Source organism: Bradyrhizobium sp. KB893862 SZCCT0404 (genome assembly GCF_018130885.1).
GTDB classification, from domain to species: domain Bacteria; phylum Pseudomonadota; class Alphaproteobacteria; order Rhizobiales; family Xanthobacteraceae; genus Bradyrhizobium; species Bradyrhizobium stylosanthis.
The window spans coordinates 31024-52693 of sequence record NZ_JAFCLT010000002.1; the positions used below are offsets into that span (position 1 = coordinate 31024).

At 66.4% G+C, this 21670-nt stretch carries 17 protein-coding genes; 10 read left to right on the forward strand and 7 right to left on the reverse strand.

All coding sequences use genetic code 11. From position 1 onward, the window contains the following. The first annotated feature begins 68 nt into the window (after positions 1 to 68). From kdgD to garD, 4 genes are all read left to right on the forward strand, one after another. On the forward strand, positions 69 to 1013 hold the full coding sequence (gene kdgD / locus JQ617_RS09020; RefSeq protein WP_212026024.1) for a 5-dehydro-4-deoxyglucarate dehydratase: 945 nt from the start codon (positions 69 to 71) through the stop codon (positions 1011 to 1013). A 26-nt stretch (positions 1014 to 1039) separates the two neighbouring features. Beyond that, positions 1040 to 2383, forward strand: coding sequence for a glucarate dehydratase (gene gudD, locus JQ617_RS09025; protein WP_212026025.1), 1344 nt, complete (start codon positions 1040 to 1042; stop codon positions 2381 to 2383). A gap of 82 nt (positions 2384 to 2465) precedes the next feature. Continuing rightward, a complete protein-coding gene (locus JQ617_RS09030) occupies positions 2466 to 3914 on the forward strand; it encodes an aldehyde dehydrogenase family protein (RefSeq protein ID WP_212026026.1) in 1449 nt (482 codons plus the stop codon). Between the two features lie 150 nt (positions 3915 to 4064). Beyond that, the gene (gene garD / locus JQ617_RS09035) at positions 4065 to 5606 is read left to right on the forward strand and encodes a galactarate dehydratase (RefSeq protein WP_212026027.1); all 1542 of its coding nucleotides are present in this window, start codon (positions 4065 to 4067) and stop codon (positions 5604 to 5606) included. Positions 5607 to 5618: 12 nt separating this feature from the next. Here the strand turns inward: garD and JQ617_RS09040 are convergent, their stop codons facing one another. Both JQ617_RS09040 and JQ617_RS09045 read right to left on the reverse strand, forming a co-directional pair. Continuing rightward, on the reverse strand, positions 5619 to 6359 hold the full coding sequence (locus tag JQ617_RS09040; RefSeq protein ID WP_212026028.1) for a hypothetical protein: 741 nt from the start codon (positions 6357 to 6359) through the stop codon (positions 5619 to 5621). Positions 6360 to 6365: 6 nt separating this feature from the next. After that, complete coding sequence (locus tag JQ617_RS09045) at positions 6366 to 7253, reverse strand: MipA/OmpV family protein (RefSeq protein ID WP_212026029.1); 888 nt, start codon at positions 7251 to 7253, stop codon at positions 6366 to 6368. A 339-nt stretch (positions 7254 to 7592) separates the two neighbouring features. Here JQ617_RS09045 and JQ617_RS09050 point away from each other — a divergent pair, with 339 nt between their 5' ends. From JQ617_RS09050 to JQ617_RS09060, 3 genes are all read left to right on the forward strand, one after another. Then, entirely contained in the window at positions 7593 to 8273 is a 681-nt protein-coding gene (locus tag JQ617_RS09050) for a response regulator transcription factor (protein ID WP_212026030.1), read from the forward strand. Next, a complete protein-coding gene (locus tag JQ617_RS09055) occupies positions 8270 to 9634 on the forward strand; it encodes a sensor histidine kinase (protein ID WP_212026031.1) in 1365 nt (454 codons plus the stop codon). The genes JQ617_RS09050 and JQ617_RS09055 overlap by 4 nt, the downstream gene beginning before the upstream one ends. 190 nt (positions 9635 to 9824) lie before the next feature. Beyond that, positions 9825 to 10094: a hypothetical protein gene (locus JQ617_RS09060; protein WP_212026032.1), complete on the forward strand. Its 270-nt coding sequence runs from the start codon at positions 9825 to 9827 to the stop codon at positions 10092 to 10094. Positions 10095 to 10185: 91 nt separating this feature from the next. Here the strand turns inward: JQ617_RS09060 and JQ617_RS09065 are convergent, their stop codons facing one another. Then, positions 10186 to 10542 carry a hypothetical protein gene (locus tag JQ617_RS09065; RefSeq protein WP_212026033.1) on the reverse strand — a complete coding sequence of 119 codons (357 nt, stop codon included), beginning with the start codon at positions 10540 to 10542 and terminating at the stop codon, positions 10186 to 10188. A gap of 363 nt (positions 10543 to 10905) precedes the next feature. Here JQ617_RS09065 and JQ617_RS09070 point away from each other — a divergent pair, with 363 nt between their 5' ends. Beyond that, a complete protein-coding gene (locus JQ617_RS09070; protein WP_249156907.1) occupies positions 10906 to 12033 on the forward strand; it encodes a hypothetical protein in 1128 nt (375 codons plus the stop codon). Positions 12034 to 12234: 201 nt separating this feature from the next. On the opposite strand, the gene JQ617_RS09075 is transcribed toward JQ617_RS09070, so the two are convergent. Then, positions 12235 to 12849, reverse strand: a complete 615-nt coding sequence (locus JQ617_RS09075) for a DUF2147 domain-containing protein (protein WP_212026035.1) — start codon at positions 12847 to 12849, stop codon at positions 12235 to 12237. Positions 12850 to 12975: 126 nt separating this feature from the next. Further along, a complete protein-coding gene (locus JQ617_RS09080) occupies positions 12976 to 14004 on the reverse strand; it encodes an NAD(P)/FAD-dependent oxidoreductase (RefSeq protein ID WP_145661274.1) in 1029 nt (342 codons plus the stop codon). A gap of 182 nt (positions 14005 to 14186) precedes the next feature. Between JQ617_RS09080 and JQ617_RS09085 the strand changes: the two genes are divergently transcribed. After that, on the forward strand, positions 14187 to 14654 hold the full coding sequence (locus JQ617_RS09085) for an acyl-CoA thioesterase (protein WP_025037433.1): 468 nt from the start codon (positions 14187 to 14189) through the stop codon (positions 14652 to 14654). A gap of 15 nt (positions 14655 to 14669) precedes the next feature. Here the strand turns inward: JQ617_RS09085 and JQ617_RS09090 are convergent, their stop codons facing one another. Together JQ617_RS09090 and JQ617_RS09095 are read right to left on the reverse strand one after the other, a co-directional pair. Further along, entirely contained in the window at positions 14670 to 14990 is a 321-nt protein-coding gene (locus JQ617_RS09090; RefSeq protein ID WP_063687913.1) for a 2Fe-2S iron-sulfur cluster-binding protein, read from the reverse strand. A 173-nt stretch (positions 14991 to 15163) separates the two neighbouring features. Next, positions 15164 to 15538, reverse strand: a complete 375-nt coding sequence (locus JQ617_RS09095) for an Hpt domain-containing protein (RefSeq protein ID WP_212026036.1) — start codon at positions 15536 to 15538, stop codon at positions 15164 to 15166. 396 nt (positions 15539 to 15934) lie between these two features. Between JQ617_RS09095 and JQ617_RS09100 the strand changes: the two genes are divergently transcribed. Beyond that, complete coding sequence (locus JQ617_RS09100) at positions 15935 to 21649, forward strand: apolipoprotein A-IV repeat region-like domain-containing protein (RefSeq protein WP_212026037.1); 5715 nt, start codon at positions 15935 to 15937, stop codon at positions 21647 to 21649. Positions 21650 to 21670 lie beyond the last annotated feature (21 nt).

The window sequence follows — 21670 nt, forward strand, 5'->3', positions numbered from 1 at the left end:
CAACGGCGCATGGACGTGCAGGCTTTCGGCCCGCGTCCTCCACAACACGCAATAAGGGAGCCGCGCCCATGAGCAAGATGACCCCGCAGGAAATGGCCCAGAAGATCGGATCGGGCCTCCTGTCCTTCCCCGTCACGCCGTTCAGGGCTGACTACTCCTTCGACGAGGCGACCTATCGCGCCAACATGGACTGGCTGTGCGGTTATGACGTCGCAGGCCTGTTCGCCGCCGGCGGCACCGGCGAGTTCTTCTCGCTGACGGCGACCGAGGTTCCTGAAGTCGTGAAGGTCGCCGTCGAGGAGACCAAGGGCCGGGTGCCCGTGCTCGCCGGTACCGGCTACGGCACCGCGATCGCCCGCGAGATCGCGATCGGCGCGGAAAAGGCCGGCGCCGACGGCCTCCTGCTGCTGCCGCCCTATCTCACCCATTCCGAGCAGGAAGGCCTTGCCGCCCATGTCGAGGCGGTCTGCGCCGCCGTGAAGATCGGCGTCATCGTCTACAACCGCGACAACGCCATTCTCCAGCCCGACACGCTCGCGCGCCTTGCCGAGCGCTGCCCGAACCTCGTCGGCTACAAGGACGGCATCGGCGACATCGAGCTGATGACCCGCGTCTACACCAAGCTCGGCGATCGCCTGACCTATGTCGGCGGCCTGCCGACCGCGGAAACCTTCGCCCTGCCCTATCTCGACATGGGCGTGACGACCTACTCCTCGGCCGTGTTCAACTTCGTGCCGGAATTCGCCACCAGCTTCTACGCCGCCGTGCGCAAGCGCGACCATGCGGCGATCCACGCCGGCCTGAAGGATTTCATCCTGCCGCTGATCGCGATCCGCAACCGCAAGAAGGGCTACGCGGTCTCGATCATCAAGGCCGGCATGAAGGTGATCGGCCGCGATTCCGGCCCGGTCCGCCCGCCGCTGACCGATCTCACCGAGCAGGAGGTCGCGGAGCTGGCCGCGCTGGTCAAGAAGCTGCCCGCCGCACGATCGTCACAACAGGCTGCAGAATAGAAGCACACAACCGGGAGGAGCATGCGATGGCCCAGACTGATATCGCCGGTGCACCGATCGTCACGGCGATGCAGGTGATCCCGGTCGCAGGCCGCGACAGCATGCTCCTGAATTTGAGCGGCGCGCATGCGCCGTTCTTCACCCGCAACATCGTCATCCTCACCGACAATGCCGGCCACACCGGCGTCGGCGAGGTGCCGGGCGGCCAGAAGATCTGGCAAACGCTGCAGGACGCCCGGGATCTCGTGATCGGCAAGACCGTCGGCGCGATGAACAACATCCTGGCCGACGTCCGCACCGCCTTCGCCGACCGCGACGCGGGCGGCCGCGGCAAGCAGACCTTCGACCTCCGCGTCATGATCCACGCGGTCACCGCGATCGAATCCGCGCTGCTCGACCTGCTCGGCCAGCATCTCAACCTGCCCGTCGCCGCCCTGCTCGGCGAAGGCCAGCAGCGCAAGAGCGTCGAGACGCTCGGCTACCTCTTCTTCGTCGGCGATCGTCGCAGATCGAAGTTCGATTACGTCACGGGCGAGACCGGCAAGCCCGACTGGTTCAACCTCCGCCATCAGGAGGCGATGACGCCCGAGACCGTGGTGCGGCTCGCCGAGGCCACCCACGACCATTACGGCTTCGCCGATTTCAAGCTCAAGGGCGGCGTGCTCCGCGGCGAGCAGGAGATCGAGGCCGTCACCGCGATCGCAAAGCGCTTCCCCAACGCACGCGTCACGCTCGATCCGAACGGCGCCTGGTCGCTCGACGAGGCGATCGGCCTCTGCAAGAACATGCACGGCATCCTCGCCTATGCCGAGGACCCCTGCGGCGCCGAAGCCGGCTTCTCCGGCCGCGAGATCATGGCCGAGTTCCGCCGCGCCACGGGCCTGCCGACCGCCACCAACATGATCGCCACCGACTGGCGGCAGCTCTCCCATGCGCTGCGTCTCGGCGCGGTGGACATCCCGCTGGCCGATCCCCATTTCTGGACCATGCAGGGCTCGGTGCGCGTCGCCCAGACCTGCCGTGACAACGGCCTGACCTGGGGCTCGCACTCCAACAACCATTTCGACATCTCGCTCGCCATGTTCACCCATGTCGGCGCCGCCGCCCCCGGCAAGGTCACCGCGATCGACACCCACTGGATCTGGCAGGACGGCCAGGCCCTGACCAAGGAGCCGCTGCAGATCAGGGGCGGCAAGATCGCCGTTCCGGATCGCCCGGGCCTCGGCATCGAGATCGACCGCGCCGCCATCGAGGCCGCGCATGAGCTCTACAAGAAGCATGGACTTGGTGCCCGGGATGACGCTATGGCCATGCAGGACCTGATCCCAGGCTGGACCTTCGACGACAAGCGTCCCTGCCTCGTGCGTTAGGACGTGATCCCAAGAAAGTGGACACCGGTTCTCCGGCAAGGATCACGCCAAACTGGAAATGAAACCTTCTCTGGAGGAAACGATGACTGCGATCCTTAAAAACTTCATCGGCGGCGAATGGGTCGACGGCTCCGGCGTCACCAAGAATATCAATCCCTCCAACACCAACGATCTCGTCGGCGAATATGCCAAGGCCGACAAGGCGCAGACCGAGAAGGCGATTGCCGCTGCCAAGGCCGCCTTCCCCGCCTGGGCGCAGTCGACCCCGCAGGTGCGCTACGACGCGCTCAACAAGATCTCCCTCGAAATCCTTGCCCGCAAGGAAGAGCTCGGCCGCCTGCTCGCCCGCGAGGAAGGCAAGACGCTGCCGGAAGGCATCGGCGAAGTCGCCCGCGCCGGCCAGATCTTCGCGTTCTTCGCCGGCGAGGCGCTGCGCCTGATCGGCGAGAAGGGTGCCTCGGTGCGTCCCGGCCTCGACGTCGAGCTCACCCGCGAGCCGGTCGGCGTCGTCGGCATGATCACGCCCTGGAATTTCCCGATCGCGATCCCCGCCTGGAAGATCGCGCCCGCGCTCTGCTACGGCAACACCGTGGTGTTCAAGCCGGCTGAGCTGGTGCCGGGCTCGGCGCATGCGCTGTCCGAGATCATCACCCGCTCCGGCATTCCCGCCGGCGTGTTCAATCTCGTCGTCGGCTCCGGCTCCGTCGTCGGCCAGACCCTGCTCGACCATCCGGATGTGGCCGCGATCTCGTTCACCGGCTCGGTGCAGACCGGCCGCAAGATCGCGCAGGCCTGCGTGCTCTCGAACCCCATGAAGAAGTTCCAGCTCGAGATGGGCGGCAAGAACCCGCTGGTCGTGCTCGACGACGCCGACCTCAAGACCGCCGTCGAGGTCGCCGTCAACGGCGCCTATTTCTCGACCGGCCAGCGCTGCACCGCCTCGTCCCGCCTGATCGTCACCGAAGGCATCCACGACCGCTTCGTCGCGGCGATGGCCGAGCGCCTGAACAGCCTGTCGGTGGACGACGCGCTCAAGGCCGGCGTGCATATCGGCCCCGTTGTCGACCAGAGCCAGCTCGACCAGGACCTGCGCTACATCAAGATCGGCAAGGACGAGGGCGCCAAGCTCGCCTTCGGCGGCGAGCTGCTCAAGCGCGAGAACCCCGGCCATTATCTCCAGCCGGCGCTGTTCACCGAAGCCAACAACAACATGCGCATCGCGCGTGAGGAGATCTTTGGCCCGGTCGCCGCCGTCATTCGTGCCAAGAACTACGAAGAGGCGCTGGCGATCTCCAACGACACCGAGTTCGGCCTCGCTTCGGGCATCTGCACCACCAGCCTGAAATACGCCTCGCACTACAAGCGCAACAGCGAGTCCGGCATGGTGATGGTCAATCTGCCGACCGCCGGCGTCGACTATCACGTGCCGTTCGGCGGCCGGAAGGGTTCGAGCTACGGCGCCCGCGAGCAGGGCTCCTATGCCCGCGAGTTCTACACGACCGTGAAGACGGCCTATACCTTCCCGGGTTGATAGGCTGACTTCGTAGGGTGGGTTAGCCCGCGGCTGCGCGAAGCGCAGTCCGCCGGCGTAACCCACCTCTTCTACATCTGCGGATAGAGACCTTGGTGGGTTACGCCTTCGGCTAACCCACCCTACAAGACCACAATCGGGAGTCCTCCCATGGACCAGGACGTCGCAGCGAAAGAGCAGCCCCGCTACATCAAGCTCAACGAGCGCGACAATGTCGCGATCGTGGTCAATGATTTCGGGCTTCCCGCCGGCTCCCGCTTTGCCGATGGGCTGACGCTGCGCGCCTTCGTGCCGCAAGGGCACAAGACGGCGCTGGTCGACATCGCGCAAGACGCACCGATCATCCGCTATGGCGAGATCATCGGCTACGCGCTGTCGCCGATCCTGGCCGGCGAATGGGTCGACGAGGCCCGCATCCGCATGCCGGAGGCCCCTGCCCTCGACAAGCTCGAAATCTCCACCGCCGTGCCAGCGCCGCTGCCGCCGCTCGAAGGTTTCACCTTCGAGGGCTTCCGCAATCCGGACGGCTCGGTCGGCACCAAGAACATCCTCGGCATCTCCTCCTCCGTGCAATGCGTCAAGGGCACGATGGAATACGCCGTGAAGCGCATCCGCGCCGAGCTGCTGCCGAAATACCCCAACGTCGACGACGTCGTGCCGCTGACCCATGCCTATGGCTGCGGCGTCGCGATCACCGCGCCTGACGCCGTGGTGCCGATCCGCACGCTGCAGAACCTCGCGCTGAACCCGAATTTCGGCGGCGAAATTCTGGTCGTCGGCCTCGGTTGCGAGAAGCTGGCACCCGAACGGCTGGTGCCGGAGGGCGTGAGCGATGCCATCGTGCGCATGCAGGACGAAGCCTTCGACGGCTTCGGCGCCATCGTCGATGCGATCATGACCCAGGCGGAAGCGCGCCTGAAGGTGCTCAACAGCCGCAAGCGCGAGACCTGCCCTGCCTCCGATCTCGTGATCGGTCTGCAATGCGGCGGCAGCGACGCCTTCTCCGGCGTCACCGCCAATCCCGCCGTCGGCTTCGCCGCGGACTTGCTGGTGCGCGCCGGCGCCACCGTGATGTTCTCGGAAGTCACGGAAGTGCGCGACGCCATCCAGCTCCTCACCCGCCGCGCCATCAACGAGGATGTCGGCCGCGCGCTGGTGCGCGAGATGGCCTGGTACGATTCCTATCTGGCACGCGGCGGCGCCGACCGCAGCGCCAACACCACGCCCGGCAACAAGAAGGGCGGCCTTGCCAACATCGTCGAGAAGTCACTCGGCTCGATCGTCAAGTCCGGGTCGAGCGCCATCACCGGCGTGCTCTCGCCCGGCGAGAAGGCGACGCAGAAGGGCATGCTGTTCGCGGCGACGCCGGCAAGCGACTTCATCTGCGGCACGCTGCAGCTCGCTTCCGGCATGACGCTGCAGGTGTTCACCACCGGCCGCGGCACGCCCTACGGCCTTGCCGCCGCCCCCGTGATCAAGGTCGCGACCCGCAGCGAGCTCGCGCGGCGCTGGAAGGACCTGATCGATTTCGATTCAGGCAGCATCGCCACCGGCGAGAAGACCATCGAAGAATGCGGCTGGGACCTGTTCCGCCTGATCCTCGACGTCGCCTCCGGCCGCACCAAGCCCTGGTCGGACCGCTGGGGCATCCACAACGATCTGACGCTGTTCAATCCGGCGCCAGTGACCTGACGCCGGGGGGCCTCACTGGCCCTCGATCAGGTGCATGTCGCCGAGCGTGACCGGAAGGCTGCGGGCGATCAGGTCCGCGACTGCCGCGCGCAGCCGCTCGCCGGAAGCCGCACCGCCGAACGTCTCGTCGACCGGCCCGCTCGGCCCCGCGATCCGCAGCGTCCCCGTGTTGTCGAGCGGCGCGGCCGCCCGCTTCTCGATCACGTCGAACGATTTGCCGTCGATCACGCGCACCTCATAGAGGGCGTGGACCAGGCCGTAATCCGCAAGCAGCGTGCGGTATTCGGCAAGCCCGACACCTTCAACGTTGCGGCCGTTGCCGAGCTTCGATCTCGCGCGGGTAATGACGATGTAGGCGTCCAGCCCCTGCGGCGCGACATCGCTGCGGACCAGCTCCTTGAACGGATCGCTGCGCAGCAGGTTGACCGGCGTCACCGCCGAATCCCTGATGGCAGCGAACGCCGCGCGCCTGTAGGTCACCGGCTGCACGCGAAAGCGACCGCCCAGCAACTTCGTCGCCTGCTGGACGATCAGCTCGTCCAGCCCCCAAGCGCCGATCGGGAGACTTTGCGCGGTGTTGCCAAGTCCGGTCAGGCCGGCCTGCGTCAGGCTCATCTCCTCGCCGATGGCCGAGACGATGCCGACGGTCTTGATCGCCTGCAACCGGCTCGCCCGCGTTTCGAACGCGGCGGCGGCGCCGAGGACGGCGGTCGCGATCGCGAAGCCGATCCATAATACAGCTATGCGACGCATGACGGCTCAACGAATCCTGAAGTCGAAGGAATAGGACGCGCCGATGCCGACGGTCGTCTGGTTCGACGATCCTCGCTGCTTGACCAGCGGGCTGTCCGCGGCATCGCCGAGCAGCTTCTCGTACTCGACATAGGCATGGACCTCCCATTGCGGATTGATGCGGTAGGAGATCTGGCTGCCGAAGCCGACCGAATGCGCGCCGCCTTTGGCGTCATATGTCGGCAGCCCCGACGCCAGCGCCTGCACGGCATCAACGCCGAAATAGGGTGCGGTCGCCTTGGTGCTCTTCCAGGTGAAGCGTGGGCCGGCCGAGATCGTCAGCCGCTGGATCAGCGGCACGATGACGTCGGCGGAAACGTCCGCCACCGTGCCGGTGTGGCCACCCATGCCCTGGCGTAATTCGCTGCGCAGGCGCAGCCAGTCGACCGGATAATATTCGACGAAGCCGCCGAGCTCGTAGGCGGCCTTGACGTCGCCGAGGCCAGTCAGCTCGGCATACTTGTCGCTCTTGCGCGACGAGACGTATTTGAACGCGGGACCGGCGCGAAAATTGCCGACGTCGAGCAGCGCAATGCTGGCGCTGTCGCGCGGCCCGCGAAACTGGTCGACCGACCCGGCGCGGCGGATGGTGAAGATCGGAATCGGGCGAAACTTGCTGTTCTTCGATCCCACGAAGTCAGGCGTGTATTCGCCGCCGATGCCGACCATCACGGTCCAGTTTCCCGACGGCGACGGCAGCATCGGCAGCTCGAATGGCGGAGCCGGCAGCGTGAACGCAGTCTGCGCCGATGCGGATTGTGCTGTCGCCATGATCGCACCGAGTGCGGCAAGACTGGCGGTCGTCCACCGCGCATTCACCGAGAGGCGGAGAGCGGCTTCGTCGAAATTCTTCATTGCAGGGCCCCGGATCGGCCTCGCCGGCCTGATCGACTCATGTGGTTTGGAGCCCAGCATGTGGCCCGGCAAAATTGCCCCAAGATTGCAACGATGAAACGCCCCTGCGACATTCCGCGCCGGGTGCGCTGCCGCGACCAACATTGCCCGAACATTGCCGGACGCGCGTTCACGCGGAGAAGTTTTGCGCGCGCATGCCGTTCAACCCCTGCGTTCCTGCCTTTTATTCGCCAAGCTCGCTGCCTTAAAGGGAACCCGCGCACAAACCGAACCGCCGGACTTCGGCCAGGAAGCGTCAACGTCGGGGCTTGTGCCCCAAGAGAGTCGAGGACGACCCGCGTGCGCTCGCTCGTGATCGAAGACGAACCGCAGATCGGCGCCTATGTCAGCCGCCTCCTCGGACAATTGCATGGGGTCGTCGACCTCGTCGGCTCGATTGCCGACGCCCGTCAGGCGTTGGACAATTTCAAATATGATCTCGCGATCGTCGACCGCATGCTGCCCGATGGCGACGCGCTCGAGGTCGTCACCGCGCTGAGCCGGTCACCGGATCGCCCCGCCATCATCATGCTGACGTCCAAGGACGCCACGGAGGACGTCGTCGACGGTCTCAACGGCGGCGCCGACGACTATCTCGGCAAGCCGTTCGAGCCGCAGGAATTGATCGCGCGGGTGCGCGCCGTGCTGCGCCGGCCCCGCCTGCTGGCGCCCTCGGTCCTGTCGCTCGGCAATGTCGAGCTGCATCTCGGCAGCAACGAGGTCGTGGTCGCCGACAGGAAGATCCTGCTGCGCCGGCGCGAGGCGCTGATCCTGGGCGCATTGCTGATGCGACGCGACCGCGTCATCACCCGCGCCGCGCTGATCGAGGAGATCTACGGTTTCGACGACGAGATCGAATCCAACACGCTCGAAGCGCAGGTCTCGCGCCTGAGGAAGAAGCTGGCGACGTTCGGCGGCGACGTGGAAATCCGCAGCATGCGCGGCATCGGTTACATCCTGCGGCTGGCAACGCCGCGATGACCTCGATCGCCCGGACCTTCGCGCTGTCGCTCGGCATCGCCGCGACCACGATCTTCCTGATCATGCTCGGTCTCTTCATCTGGCGCTATCCGATGGAGGAGCGCGAGTTCAGGGCCTGCCGGGTCGTGGCTGCCGTTCTCGACCGCGCCACCGAGATCGAAGGGCAAACCCTCAACGTTCGCCCGACGCGCGCCCTCGAAGAGCTGAAGGCGGACAGCCCGAACCTCTGGTACGTCGTGTCCTCGGGCGACATGGTCAGCGAGTACGGCAGCGAGCGCCGGCCGGCGCTCCCGTTCGTGTTTCCCTATCGCGGCCCGGTCGGCTCGTCGGTCTTCAACACGCTCGACCAGAAGAGCACCTTCTGCCTCGCCGTCATGCAAAGAGGACCGGTGCAGCTTGCGATGATGGTCGGCGAGCCTCAAGTCCGCTTCGGCCGGATGGCGAGAAACTTTCTCGTCCGCAGCGTCTTTTCGATCGCGCTGCTGGCGCTGGCCTTTGCCGCCACCGTTGCCGTCGGCGCGGCGCTGGCCGCGCGTTTCGTCTCACGCGGCATCGAGCGGGTGGCACTTCGCGCGCTCGCGATCGATCCATCGGCGCCGCAAGGTCTGATCTCCCTGTCCGAAGTTCCGCGCGAGCTGAAGCCTCTGGTCAAGGCGCTGAACCGCGCCTTCGGCGAGATCGACGCCTATATCAGGATGCAGCGCCGCTTTCTCGGCAATGCAGCCCATCAGCTCCGCACGCCGCTCACGCTGCTGCGCGCGAAGATCGACGACGTGCCCGATCCGGCCCTGAAGGCCGAGCTGGTGCGCGACGTCCGCCGCCTGACATCGCTGGTCTCCGCCATGCTAGATCTCGCACGCCTGCAGAATCATGCGATCGCGAAGCGGCCGATCGACCTTGCCGCAATCGCGCTGGACGTGCTGGCCGATTTCGGCCCGTCGGCGCTGGACGCCGGCATCGAGCTGGCGCTGGAGCGTGCCGACGAAGGGCCACTCCTGGTGCAAGGCGTCGACGCCGCCATTCGCAGCGCGCTCGCCAATCTCGTCGGCAACGCGCTCATCCACGCCCACGGCGCACGGCGCGTTGTCGTCACGCTCGGCCGCGGCAGCATCGCGGTCGAGGATGACGGCGCAGGCCTGCCCGACGGCGCGGAACGCAAGCTGCTGGAGCCGTTCCAGACCGGCAACACCGCAGGCGGCGGCGCGGGTCTCGGCCTGTCGATCGTCCGCGAGATCATGGCGGCCCATGGCGGCGAGCTCATCGTCTCCTCGGATCCCGGCTGCGGCACGACGATGCGCCTGAGCTTCCCCGAGGCCGCCGCGGCGGCCGGATCTCCGCAGCTCGATCTGCAAGAGCACTGAGCCGCGCAAACGGGCTCGCGCGAAACCGTCCGGAAACATTGGCGCGAAAAACTTCGTCCGCGTTTCACGCCTTCGCACCAAGCAACCAATATATGCGCTGGAGGCAACAGGAATGTTCGCATACGAGCGAACCTGCCCCGGCATCGACGCGACCAAACCTCCGATTGACATCTTTCACGGAGATTTTCCAATGCGCGTTCTTTCATTGATTGCCGTTGCCGGTGCCATGATTGCCAGCTCGGCCAGCGCGTTCGCCGGCGAGCTTCCCTCTTACGAGGTGCAGTCGTTTCCGATCTCGACGACGCAGGTCCAGGTGCTCGGCGGCGCCGGCGTCGAAGAGCAGTCGACCGCGCCCACGATGATCGTCGCCGGCATGCCCGCCTCGCCCGCGCAGGTGTCGGTGCTGTCGCCGCGCGTGAAGCGGCTCGCGAGCGCGAACGCGCAGAGCGAAGCGCGCTAGGCTTCCATCATTCCTCGATAACGATCACACGTCATGGCCGGGCTTGCCCGGCCATCGACGTCTTGGTTCACGGAAGAACGCCCTCGCGCCTTTACGTCATGCTGCCCGGCGTGAAGCAGCGCACGCGCGGATGGCCGTCGATATAGTGCTTCCACACCATGGTGCGGCCGATCTTGTTCGGCACGGTGATCACGGCCCCCTCCGGCACCACCACCCATTCACCGTCGAGCTGCACGCGATAGCGCCCCTTGTCGGATTCCCAATCGACGTCGGCGACGACATAGCCGTCGGCATCCGAGCAGCATTGTCCGTACTCGCTGTGAAGGCTCTCGAACCACGGTTTGAGCGGCGAGTTGGCGTAGCGCCCGTCATCGCGCGCCAGCGCTGAAGTGGTGAGCAGCGCCGCCACGCCGAGCAGCAGCGCCGCACATGGTCTTGCAAGTCTCATGTCGTGTTCCCGCGGATCGAGATCGTCGCCGCGGGGGACCATGCCGCCCGCGCTCCGCGCAGTGGAACATGCGCGGCGGCGGCGACTCGTTCCCCCAGCAGCTTTGCGACAGCTATGCAAATCGGGCGCCAACGCGCATTCCGGGGAACTACTGCCGCACGCACTTGCCCACGATTGCGCAGGCCTGCATGCGTGCCGCGCCGGCGATTTGACGCGGCTATTTTCGAGGCTTTCCTTGTCGCATCTCAACGTGTACGAACAGGGCCGCGACCCGCATCGCATCCTTTAACCGGCTGTTTCGATTGAGAAATCAGGTGACGGCGTGACTGGCATTGGACCGTCGGCGCTATGAGTTCGAGAGAGTTGCTCCCTGGCCAGCAGGACGCGACCGATCTGCCAGCAAACCAGGTGCAGTTTGCGCTGGTGATTTCGCGCATGCTCGAGACGGTGAAGGACGACGCCGAAGCCCGGCGGCAGATGGTCTACGATCTGGCCCGCTACAAGCTGCAGGAGCAGTTCACCTACGCCGACGCCAAGAACATCGACCAGATGAAGCAGGCGCTCGAGGTCGCAATCCAGGAAGTCGAGAAGTTCTCGCGTGAAGCGGGAGAGCTGCAGCGCTTGCCGCAACATCAGCTCGCCTCGCCCAGGATGGCTGAGGCCGGCGGCGTTCTGATGTCCGGCGATGCCACCGTTCTGCGCTCGGGGATCGAAACATCACGCAGCAAGCCGCCTGCGGTCTCGGGCCCGCTCCTGCCGGTGATCAAGCGCACCGCGGCGATCCTGCTCGCCGCCGGCGCCGTGATCCTGATCGTCTCGCAACGGGACAATATCGCAGCACTGCGCCGGCTGATCACGTCCCAGTCCCATGAGATCGCGCAGGTCGCGCCAAGGCCGGAGACGACGGTCGCGGTCGCGAAACCGGAAATGGTGACGCAAGCCCCCGCCCCGACGCGCGTGCTTCCAACCGATTACGGCGTCTACGCCCTGATCGACGACAAGTCGCTGGCCGAGCTGATTGCGACCGGCGTGATGGCACCGGACATCCGCGTTGCGATCTCGCCGGAGTTCAGGAAGCCCGACAAGCCGCATCTGCCGAACGGCCGCGTCAAGTTCATCGTGTTCCGCCGCGACATCGCCAGCGTGGTGCCCGAGCGCGTCGAGGTCCGGGTCGTCGCGAAGATCGCCAGGGAGTTTTCGAGCGAGGCCGCAGGACGGGCGCTCAGCGGCGGAGACAATGCCGGCGTCATCCGCAACTTCTCCTATCCCTTCCGCGTCGCGCCGATTCCGGGGAAGGCCGAGATGTACGAGATCCACGGCGGCGATTCCGAGCTCGAGCTTCCGCCGGGACATTACGTCCTGAGCCTCGGACCGCAGGCCTATTATTTCCAGGTCGACGGCGACATCACCGATCCCCGGCAGTGCCTCGAGCGCGTCGTTGCGGGCAGCGGCACCTTCTATGCGCCGTGCAAGATCGCAAAGACGTATTGACGGTCTCATAGCCCGTAAGATCGAGGCACGCACGAGCCACACACGCGGCTGTCATCGCCCGACTTGATCGGGCGATCCAGTATTCCAGAGACGATGCGAGGATACGGAGAAGCCGCGGCGTACTGGATTCCCCGCCTGCGCGGGGAATGACAGCAGTGTGCGAGGCTACCGCTGCGGCTACAACGATGCCGCGCGAAGTCCCTACTGCTTCGGCGCCGGCGCCATCATCGCGCCGCCCTTCTTGGCTGCGGGCGCGGGCGCCGGCTTCGTCGTCGCGGCTGTCGCCTGCGCCGGCAGATATTTCGCGACGATGGCGGGATCGACCTGGGCGATGTTGGCGTCGGGCAGGCGCGTCCAGGTCTCGTCCTTGCCGAACAGTGAAATGCCGAGGAAGCCGCGCATGGTCAGGGTCTGGCCATCCGGGCTCACACTCATCTTCGCCTTCCAGATGTTGCCGTCGCGCGGATTGACGACGTTGCCGCCGTCATACTTCAAGCCGTCGCGCTTCATGTCGCGGATGAAGGAGAGCCCGAGCACCGGCTGGTTCTTGCGATCGTCGGTGCATTTCGTGCACGCCTCGTTCGGATCGTCGCCGGGGCGCGGAAAGGTTTTTGCGATCACGCCTTCGAAGATGCCGTTGTGATCGATGAAGAGGAACCATCCCACGGTCTTGCCGTCTTCGACCTTCTGCCAGAGCCCGGCGGCGGTTGGCTGAGCCGAGGTCGCAGCCGGGATTTGCGCCGCAGCCGGACTCACCGCGCCGAGCAACAGCGCGAGGACGGGCAGCAGCCGGAAGCCGGAAAAAAGAGTTCGCATAATCATCACCTTGCTGAGCCAAACGCCTTTGCCAAGCCGCCTTTTGGAATGGCCGCAGACTACGGCGATTTCGCGGGCGGTTCCAGCACCAGAAACATGGGGCATGGCCGTCCCGGCCGCCCGGTGTCAGTTGACTCCGAGCTTCTTTTGCAGGCTGGAGGACGAGGTCGTGTACTGGAACACGAGCCGCTTCTCCGGATAGACATAACGATGGGCTTTTTGCGACATCAGCGCGCCCTCGTGGAAGCCGCACAGGATCAGCTTGATCTTGCCGGGATAGGTGTTGATGTCGCCGATGGCGAAGATGCCCGGCACGTTGGTCTCGAATGCGCTGGTCTCGACCGGTACCAGATTGTTCTCGAGCGCAATGCCCCAGTTCGCGACCGGACCGAGCTTCATGGTCAGCCCGAAGAACGGCAGCATGGTGTCGCAGGCAATGTCGCTGACATTGTTGTCGTTGCCCTTGACGGTGGCGCCGGTCAGCTGGCCGTCGGCGCCGGTGAGCCCGGTGACCTGACCGAGCCGCAGATCCATCTTGCCGCCGGCGACCAGCGCGCGCATCTGCTCGACGCTGTGGGGCGCGGCACGGAAATCGTCGCGACGGTGCAGCAGCGTGATGCGCTTGGCCAGCGGATGCAAATTGAGCGTCCAGTCGAGCGCGGAATCGCCGCCGCCGACGATCAGCACGTTCTTGTCGCGGAAGGTTTCCATCTTGCGCACGGCGTAGTGCACCGAGGTGCCTTCATAGGCCTCGATGCCCGGCACCGGCGGACGCTTGGGCTGGAACGAACCGCCGCCGGCAGCGATCACCACCACCTTGCATTCGAACACCTTGCCGGCATCCGTGGTGCAGCGAAAGCCGGGATCGCCGATCTTCTCCACGGTCTCGATCATCTCGCCGAGATGGAAGGTCGGATGGAACGGCTTGATCTGCTCCATCAGTGCGTCGGTGAGCCCCTGCCCCGACACCTGCGGAATTCCGGGAATGTCGTAGATCGGCTTTTCCGGATAGAGCTCGGCGCACTGGCCGCCGACCTTGTCGAGGATGTCGACGAAATGCGCCTTCATGTCGAGAAGGCCAAGCTCGAAGGCGGCGAACAGGCCGCAGGGGCCCGCGCCAATAATCAGCACATCGGTTTTGATCACGTCGCTCATGTCGTCTCTTTATCGATCGTTATCGGTTGGACGGCGCCCGTTGGGCAGAGGTGACCCTGCCTGTCTAGCCAACGCGGATGGATCAGGGAAGGCATAAAAGCGGGATCGCCCCGCGGCCACGCCCACTTGCCGGGCCAAAATAACTGGGCTGTAACGAGGATGGATATGACGGAGATCAATCGGTGAACGCACCCGCCCGCCTCGATACGACGCCGCGCCTTGAGGACTTTCCGTTTCGGCTCAGCGACAACGTCCGCTTCGGCGACCTCGACCCGAACCAGCACGTCAACAACGCGGTCTACGCCACCTATTTCGAGACCGGCCGCGTCACGCTGATGAAGCTTCCCGAGTACGGGCTGACCCCGCCGGGCCTCGCCTGGATCATGGTGCGGCTCGACATGCATTTTCGCGCGGAGCTGCACTGGCCGAACACGATCGAGCTCGGCCTTGGCGTCGTGAAACTGGGACGGACCTCGGTGACGTTCGAGCAGGTCGTGTTCTCGAACGGGACGTGCATCGCGTCGGCGACGTCGGTGGGCGTCCTGCTCGACGAGGCGACGCGGCGACCCGCGCCGCTGACCGCGGAGGTGATCGAGAAGCTCAGACCCTGGCACAAGCGCGGCATCGAGGTCGCGCCGCCGAGCATCTAGTATCCTAGGGGACGATCAGGCCTGACGTTCAGGCGTTCCGACGACGAGCCCGTCGAGTTCGTCGGAGACCTTGATCTGGCAGGACAGGCGCGAATTCGGGCGCACGTCGAAGCCGAAATCGAGCATGTCCTCTTCCATCGGCGTCGGGCTGCCGACCTTCTCGCGCCAGGCTTCGTCGACATAGACATGACAGGTCGCGCAGGCACAGGCGCCGCCGCATTCGGCTTCGATGCCGGGGATGCTGTTGCGGATGGCGGCTTCCATCACGGTTGCGCCGTTCTCGACTTCCACCGTACGGGTTTCGCCCTTGTGGTCGACAAAGTGAATCTTGGCCATGTGTGCTCGTGCTGCCGCGATGTTGGGAATGAAGGAGGGTCTGGGCTGTCCTATAACGGGTCGGTTAGCCCGGCGCCATAGCGTTTTCGAGCGGCGTGGGTCCCACCGCGCGTGCAGAAAACCCGTCAAATCAAACGGCTAGTGCGCGGGGCCCCACATTTGCGGGGGCCTGCCTAAAGCTTCAGGATCGCGGCGATGGCGGCGCGGGCCTCAGCCACCGCCTCTTTCAGCGCGGCCAGGGCATGCGGCCGATCATGGCCGGTCCGGATCGCCGTCTCGAGGCCGGCAGCGGCGTCGGCCACCGCAAAGGCGCCGATCCCGCGGGCCGAGCCCTTGAGCTTGTGCGCGAGCGCCCCGGCCTCGGCCGGCACGGCCGTCATGGCCGCGAGCAGGCGAACCGCCTGTTCGGCGAACATCGCGAGCACTTCCTGCTCCAGCTCGGTGTCGCCGAGCGTCATCCGGGAGAGGTGGTCGAGGTCGAGCGGGCTGTCGACGGGCGCAAGCGGGGGCGAGGGCATCCAGTCCATCCGTTGCAGTTCAGGCGTCATGGCGCTGGCCCCGGCATCGCGCGACGGTTCCGCCGGTCCGGCGGCGAGTTCGCCCCACCCAAGCATGAAAATGGTTAACGAAATGTTTGGGCCGTTTTACCTAAATCCGCCCGCATATTGACGAAAAGTTGCCGCAATCGGCCGCCTTCGGTGGAGAATTGCATTTATTGCTAAGGCGTTACGGCCCGATCCTGTTAACGATGATTAAGAATGTCTTAATCGCGGGCATTTCATTCGCGACGCTCTGCCAATAGGATGTTGCGGAAATTGGCGGACAAGCCGTCCGGGTGGGGACGGCTCGGAGATCCGCATAAGCGGCATGATCCGGTCTGTGGGCTTGCGTCGCGCGCAGGGCTCGCGGGGGGCGTGTACTAGTAACGAGGGCTCGGACTGAACATGGCGAACACTCCCAAAAAGGTCAAAGACCCCACAGAAGTTGCGCTTTCTGCGATCCAGGAAGCCCTGAACATCAGCGATACCGCTGCGGACACCAGCCGCAACGCGTCGATGCGCGGCGAAACGGCGCCGCAGGTGGCGCCGCCCGCGCCCCCGGCGTTCGACGAGCCGGACTTCGAGCCGCGCCCCGCCGCCAACGAGCGCTCGACCGTGTTCGACACGATCGAGGAGCCGCGCACCACGCGCCGCGCCGCCAATGACGACCGCGAGACCATCGGCCAGCTGCTCCAGGCGCTTCAGAAGGGCCGCCCTGCCCGCAGCGTCTATACCTTCGCCACCATCTTCGCCGGCGTCTGGCTCGCCGCCTGCGCCGCGCTGACCGTCGGCTTCCTGCCCTCGATCCAGGCCGCCATGGGCCAGAGCGGCGGCGTGCTCGTCATCGCCGGCCTGATCGCGATGTTCTTCGCGCCGATCATGCTGTTCTACTTCCTGGCAAGCCTCGTCTGGCGCGGCCAGGAAATGCGCATGATCGCCCAGGCGATGGCGCAGGTCGCGATCCGCTTCTCCGAGCCCGAAGGCTCGGCGTCCGATTCCATGGTCACCGTCGGCCAGGCCATCCGCCGCGAGGTCGCGGCGATGGGCGACGGCATCGAGCGCGCGATCGCGCGCGCCGGCGAGCTCGAGACGCTGGTCGCCAACGAGGTCGCGGCGCTCGAGCGCGCCTATAGCGACAACGAAGTGCGCATCCGCGCCCTGCTCCAGGACATCGCGCACCAGCGCGACAATCTGGTCGGCCAGGCCGAGCAGGTCCGCAGCGCCATCTCCGGCGTGCAGATCGACCTGCGCCACGACATCGCGCTGATCTCCGACGCCATCGCCTCGCGCGTCGACGAGGTCGCCAAGTCCATCACCGGCGCGCTGGAAGAGCGCGGCGCCCACATCACCAGCGCGCTGAGCAATGCCGGCGACAACATGATCCTGGCGCTCGGCGAGCGCGGCGGCGACCTGCTCGACCGCCTCGAGGAAGCCAGCAACGAGACCACGCGCGCCGTGCTCGATGCCAGCGAGCGGCTGACCACCAGCCTCAACTTCAAGACCGGCCACGTCCACGACGAGTTCGTCGACCTCGCCGACCGCGTCCACGAGATGCTGAACGAGCGCATCGACCGCATCACCGGCGAGTTCGAGCAGCGCTCCGCCGCGATCGTCGACGGCATCTCCGAGCGCACCGAGCAGGTGCACGACAGCCTGAAGAACTCGTCGGACTCGCTGCTGCTCGAGCTCGAGCTGCGCTCCAACGACCTCTCGGCCAAGATCGACGACGCCGGCAGCCGCCTCGCCAACCACATCATGACGAGCGGAGACAAGGCCAGCGAGGCGCTCGACGCCACCGTCAACACCCTCGTCGCCAAGGTCGTCAGCCAGACCGAGACCGCGCACGACTCGCTGTCGCTGCAGATGAGCGCCTTCGACGAGCTGGTGAAGAACCAGGGCACCGAGCTGGTCGAGAAGTTCGCGCGCGATTCCGGCACGCTGGGCGCGCTGATCACCCGCCACATCTCCGAGTTCGACCGCACCGTGAAGACTTTCGGCGGCGAGATCGTCGATCGCATGGGCCAGCGCACGCAGGACATCCACGAGTCGCTGAAGACCTATGTCGACAATTTCGACACCCGCCTCACCTCGAACGGCGGCCAGATCACGGCCGTTCTCGACCAGCGCCTGGTCGAGTTCGAGACCACGATCGGCGAACGCGTCACCAACCTCGATGCCTCGCTGAACGGCAAGATCGCCGGCCTCGACAACACGATCGAAGGCCATATCAAGACCTTCGACGAGCAGCTCGGCGGCCGCGTCGGCGCGCTGGAGCAGTCGTTCGACACCCGTGCCAGGTCCGTCACCGAGACCATCGACGGACGTCTCAACACGCTCGCGACCTCCCTCACCGACGGTGCCGCGCAGGCGATCCAGTCGATCGACTCCCGCCTCACCCACCTCACGTCGTCCCTCACCGACGGCGCTTCGCAGGCCATCGAGACCATCGATGCGCGCCTCAACCACCTCTCGACCTCGCTGACCGATGGTGCGTCGCAGACCATCCAGTCGATCGACACGCGCCTGACCCACCTCACGACGACGCTCAACGGCGGCGCCACGCAGGCGCTCGAATCCATCGACTCCCGCCTCACCTACCTGACGACCGCCGTGACCAACGGCGCCTCGCAGGCCGTGCAGTCGATCGACACGCGCCTCACGCTGCTGACCTCGACGATCACCGACGGCACCGCGCAGGCGATCGAGGCGGTCGACCGCCGCATCACCGGCGTCACCGAGCTGATCGACGGCCGCAGCACGCACCTGACCGACACGGTCACGGCGCGCTTCCAGGATATCCAGCAGGCCATCGAGACCAAGGTCGGCTCGGTCGCCAACGACATCGACGTCCGCGTCGCGCAGTTCGAAGACCTGCTCGGCTCGCGCGTCGAGGCCGTCGCCGGCCGGATCGAGAGCAGCGGCCGCCAGGCCAGCGAGGACATGATGTCCCGCGCCGAGATGATTTCGACCGCGATCCGCTCGCATGTCGAGGACGCCGAGCGCTCGCTCACCAACCTCGTCGTCAACACCAGCGAGACGATCCAGACCGGTGCGCGCACCGCCCAGCAGTCGCTGATGACGGTCTCCTCCGACGTCAACGCCCAGCTCAAGATGACCTCGTCCGAGGTCGAGCGTGCGCTGACCGCGGTCGGCACCGGCGCTGCGAACTCGATCCTGTCCAGCGCCCGCGAGGCGCAGTCGACCCTGGTCGCCGCCTCGGGCGATGCGTCCACCCAGATCAAGGGCCTCGCGGCCGACGTCGAACGCACGCTGTCCGCGGCGGGTTCGGCAACCGCAGCCTCGATCCTGGCCGGCGCCCGCGAGGTGCAGACCACGCTCGTCACCGCGTCCTCGGACGCGGCCAACCACGTCAAGACGCTCACCGCCGACGTGCAGCGTTCGCTCTCGATGGCCGGCACCACGACGGCGGAATCGATCACCTCCGGCGCCCGCGATGCGCAGAGCGCGCTGGTCGCGGTCTCGAGCGAGACTGCCAACCAGATCAAGGCGCTGTCCTCGGACGTGCAGCGCTCGCTCTCGATGGCAGGCACCGCGACGGCCGAGAGCATCATGGCCGGCGCCCGCGAAGCCCAGAGCACGCTGGTCACGGCATCCACGGATGCGGCAAGCCAGGTCAAGTCGCTCGCGGCCGAAGTGCATCGTTCGCTCTCGCAGGTCGGTCAGACCACCGCCGAGACGATCACCACCAGCGCCCGCGACGCCCAGAGCACCCTTCTTGCCGTCTCCGCCGAACAGACCGGCCAGGTCCGTTCGCTCGCGGCCGAGATGCAGCGCGCGCTGGCGACCGCCGGCGGCGCCACCATCGAGGCGCTCACCAGCGGCGTGCGCGAGGCCCAGGGCACCCTGATCTCCTCCTCCACGGAAGCTGCGAGCCAGATCAAGTCGCTCACTACGGACATCGAGCGCACGCTGACCGCGGTCGGCGCCGACACCGCCTCGACCATCCTGAACAGCGCGCGTGAGGCCCAGACCTCGCTGACCTCGACCTCGGCGGACGCCGCAAGCCAGATCCGCACGATCTCGACCGAGATCGAGCGTGCGCTGAGCTCGGCCACCACGAACGCGACCAACGACATCCAGACCAGCGCGCTGAACGCCCAGAACGCGCTGATCTCCGCCTCCAACGAGGCGAGCTCGCGCGTCAAATCGAGCTCGGCCGACGTCGAGCGCTCCGTGCTCGCCGCCAGCTCCAGCTTCGGCCAGGCCATGACCGGCAAGACCGACGAGATCGTCACCTATGTGCAGCAGCAGGCCGACCGCCTGTCGAACATGATCGACTCCAAGCGCGGCGCCCTGGTCGACGCGATCGGCTCGAAGACCAGCCAGCTCACGCTCGACATCGATCGCGTCACCTCCGACGCGCTGAAGTCGATCGAGACGCGCGGCCATGCGTTCTCGCAGACCATGATGGGCAACGGCTCCGAAGTCGCCCGCACCATCAACGCGGCGAGCGAGATCGCCACCAGCGCGGTCGGCAAGTCGCTCAAGGACCTCGAGCAGGCCTCGCGTTCCGCGATCGACCAGTCGCGCCAGGTCTCGATCGCGGCCGTCACCGAGATGCAGGAGACCAGCAAGATCCTGCGCACCGACACGGTCGCCCTGTTCGAGCGCCTGCGCGAAGGCAACATCCTCCTCCAGGAGGTGCTGACCGGTGCGCACGACAACCTCAACTCGCTCGAGCGGGCGCTGGTGACGCGTGTCGCCGACTTCGTCTCGGCGATGAACGACGTCACCTCGCGCAACGGCGCGGCGACGCAGAACCTGGAAGACCAGCTCAACGTCTTCAACAGCAAGACCACGAAGGCGCTCCAGGACCTCGGCGAGCTGTCGACCCAGTTCGACGCGCACGGCAAGGCCCTGGTCGACGCCGCCCAGGTCGTCGAGCAGAGCAACAAGAACACCACCGCCTCGCTCGCCGAGCGCAAGCAGGCGCTGGAATCGCTCGTCACCACGATCGACCTGCGCACGGCCGATCTCGACCAGCGGCTGTCGCGCTTCACCGGGCTGCTCGATGAATCGCTGGCCGCGGCCGAAGAGCGTGCCCGTGACATCGCCCGCGTCGTCGCCGAGACCGCCGGTGCGGGATCTGCCGCGATCACCCGCCAGTTCGAGGCGGTGCGGTCGGCGTCCGAGGAAGAGCACCGCCAGACCATCGAGGCGATGCACGACATCTACCGCCAGACCACGGACGAGGCGGATGCGATGTTCAAGCAGTCGACCGAGAAGTTCACCAACCTCGTGTCCAGCATGAAGCAGATGGCCTTCGAGATGCACAACGAGCTCGAAGCCACCCGCAACGAGCTGCGCCGCGGCGTGCTCGAGATGCCGCAGGAGGCCGCCGAGAGCACTGCGCAGATGCGCAAGGTGATCGTCGACCAGATCGAGGCCCTCGCCGAGCTCAACCGCATCGTGGCCCAGCATGGCCGCGGCCTCGACGTCAGCACGACGGGCCGCGCTTCCGTCGCCGTCCAGCGCCAGGAAGAGCCGATGATGGCGTCTGCCGGCGGTCGTGGCACGGAGACCCGCATGCGCGACACCGGCAGCGCCTCGACGCTGCCGCCGCCGGACCTCGGCATGCCCGCCACCTCGCGCCGCACCGAAGCGCCGCCGGTCGCCCCCGGCAACGACCAGGGCCGCGATGGCTGGCTGTCGGACCTGCTGAACCGCACGGACGCCAACCAGGCCGCTCCGGCCGGCCGGCCCGAGGCTCCGCGTGCACGCCCGGCGCCCACCCCGCAACCGCAGGCCCCGCAGGGTAGCGGCAATCCGCTGGAGTCGCTGTCGCTCGACATCGGCCGGCTGATGGACCGCAACCTCGCCGCCGAGATGTGGGACCGCTACCAGCGCGGCGAGAACAAGGCCTTCACCAAGCGCCTCTACACGCCCGCCGGCCAGAAGGCCTTTGACGAGGTCGCCCGCAAGTACCGCGCCGACCGCAACTTCAAGGGCACGGTCGACCGCTACGTCGCCGAGTTCGAGCGCCTGCTCGACGAAGTCGCCCGCGACGGCCGCGGCCCGCAGGAGCTGCGTGGCCACCTGACCTCGGAGACGGGTCTCGTGTACACGCTGCTCGCACACGCGGCGGGCCGGCTGGGGTGAGACGGCAATAGCGATTGACGA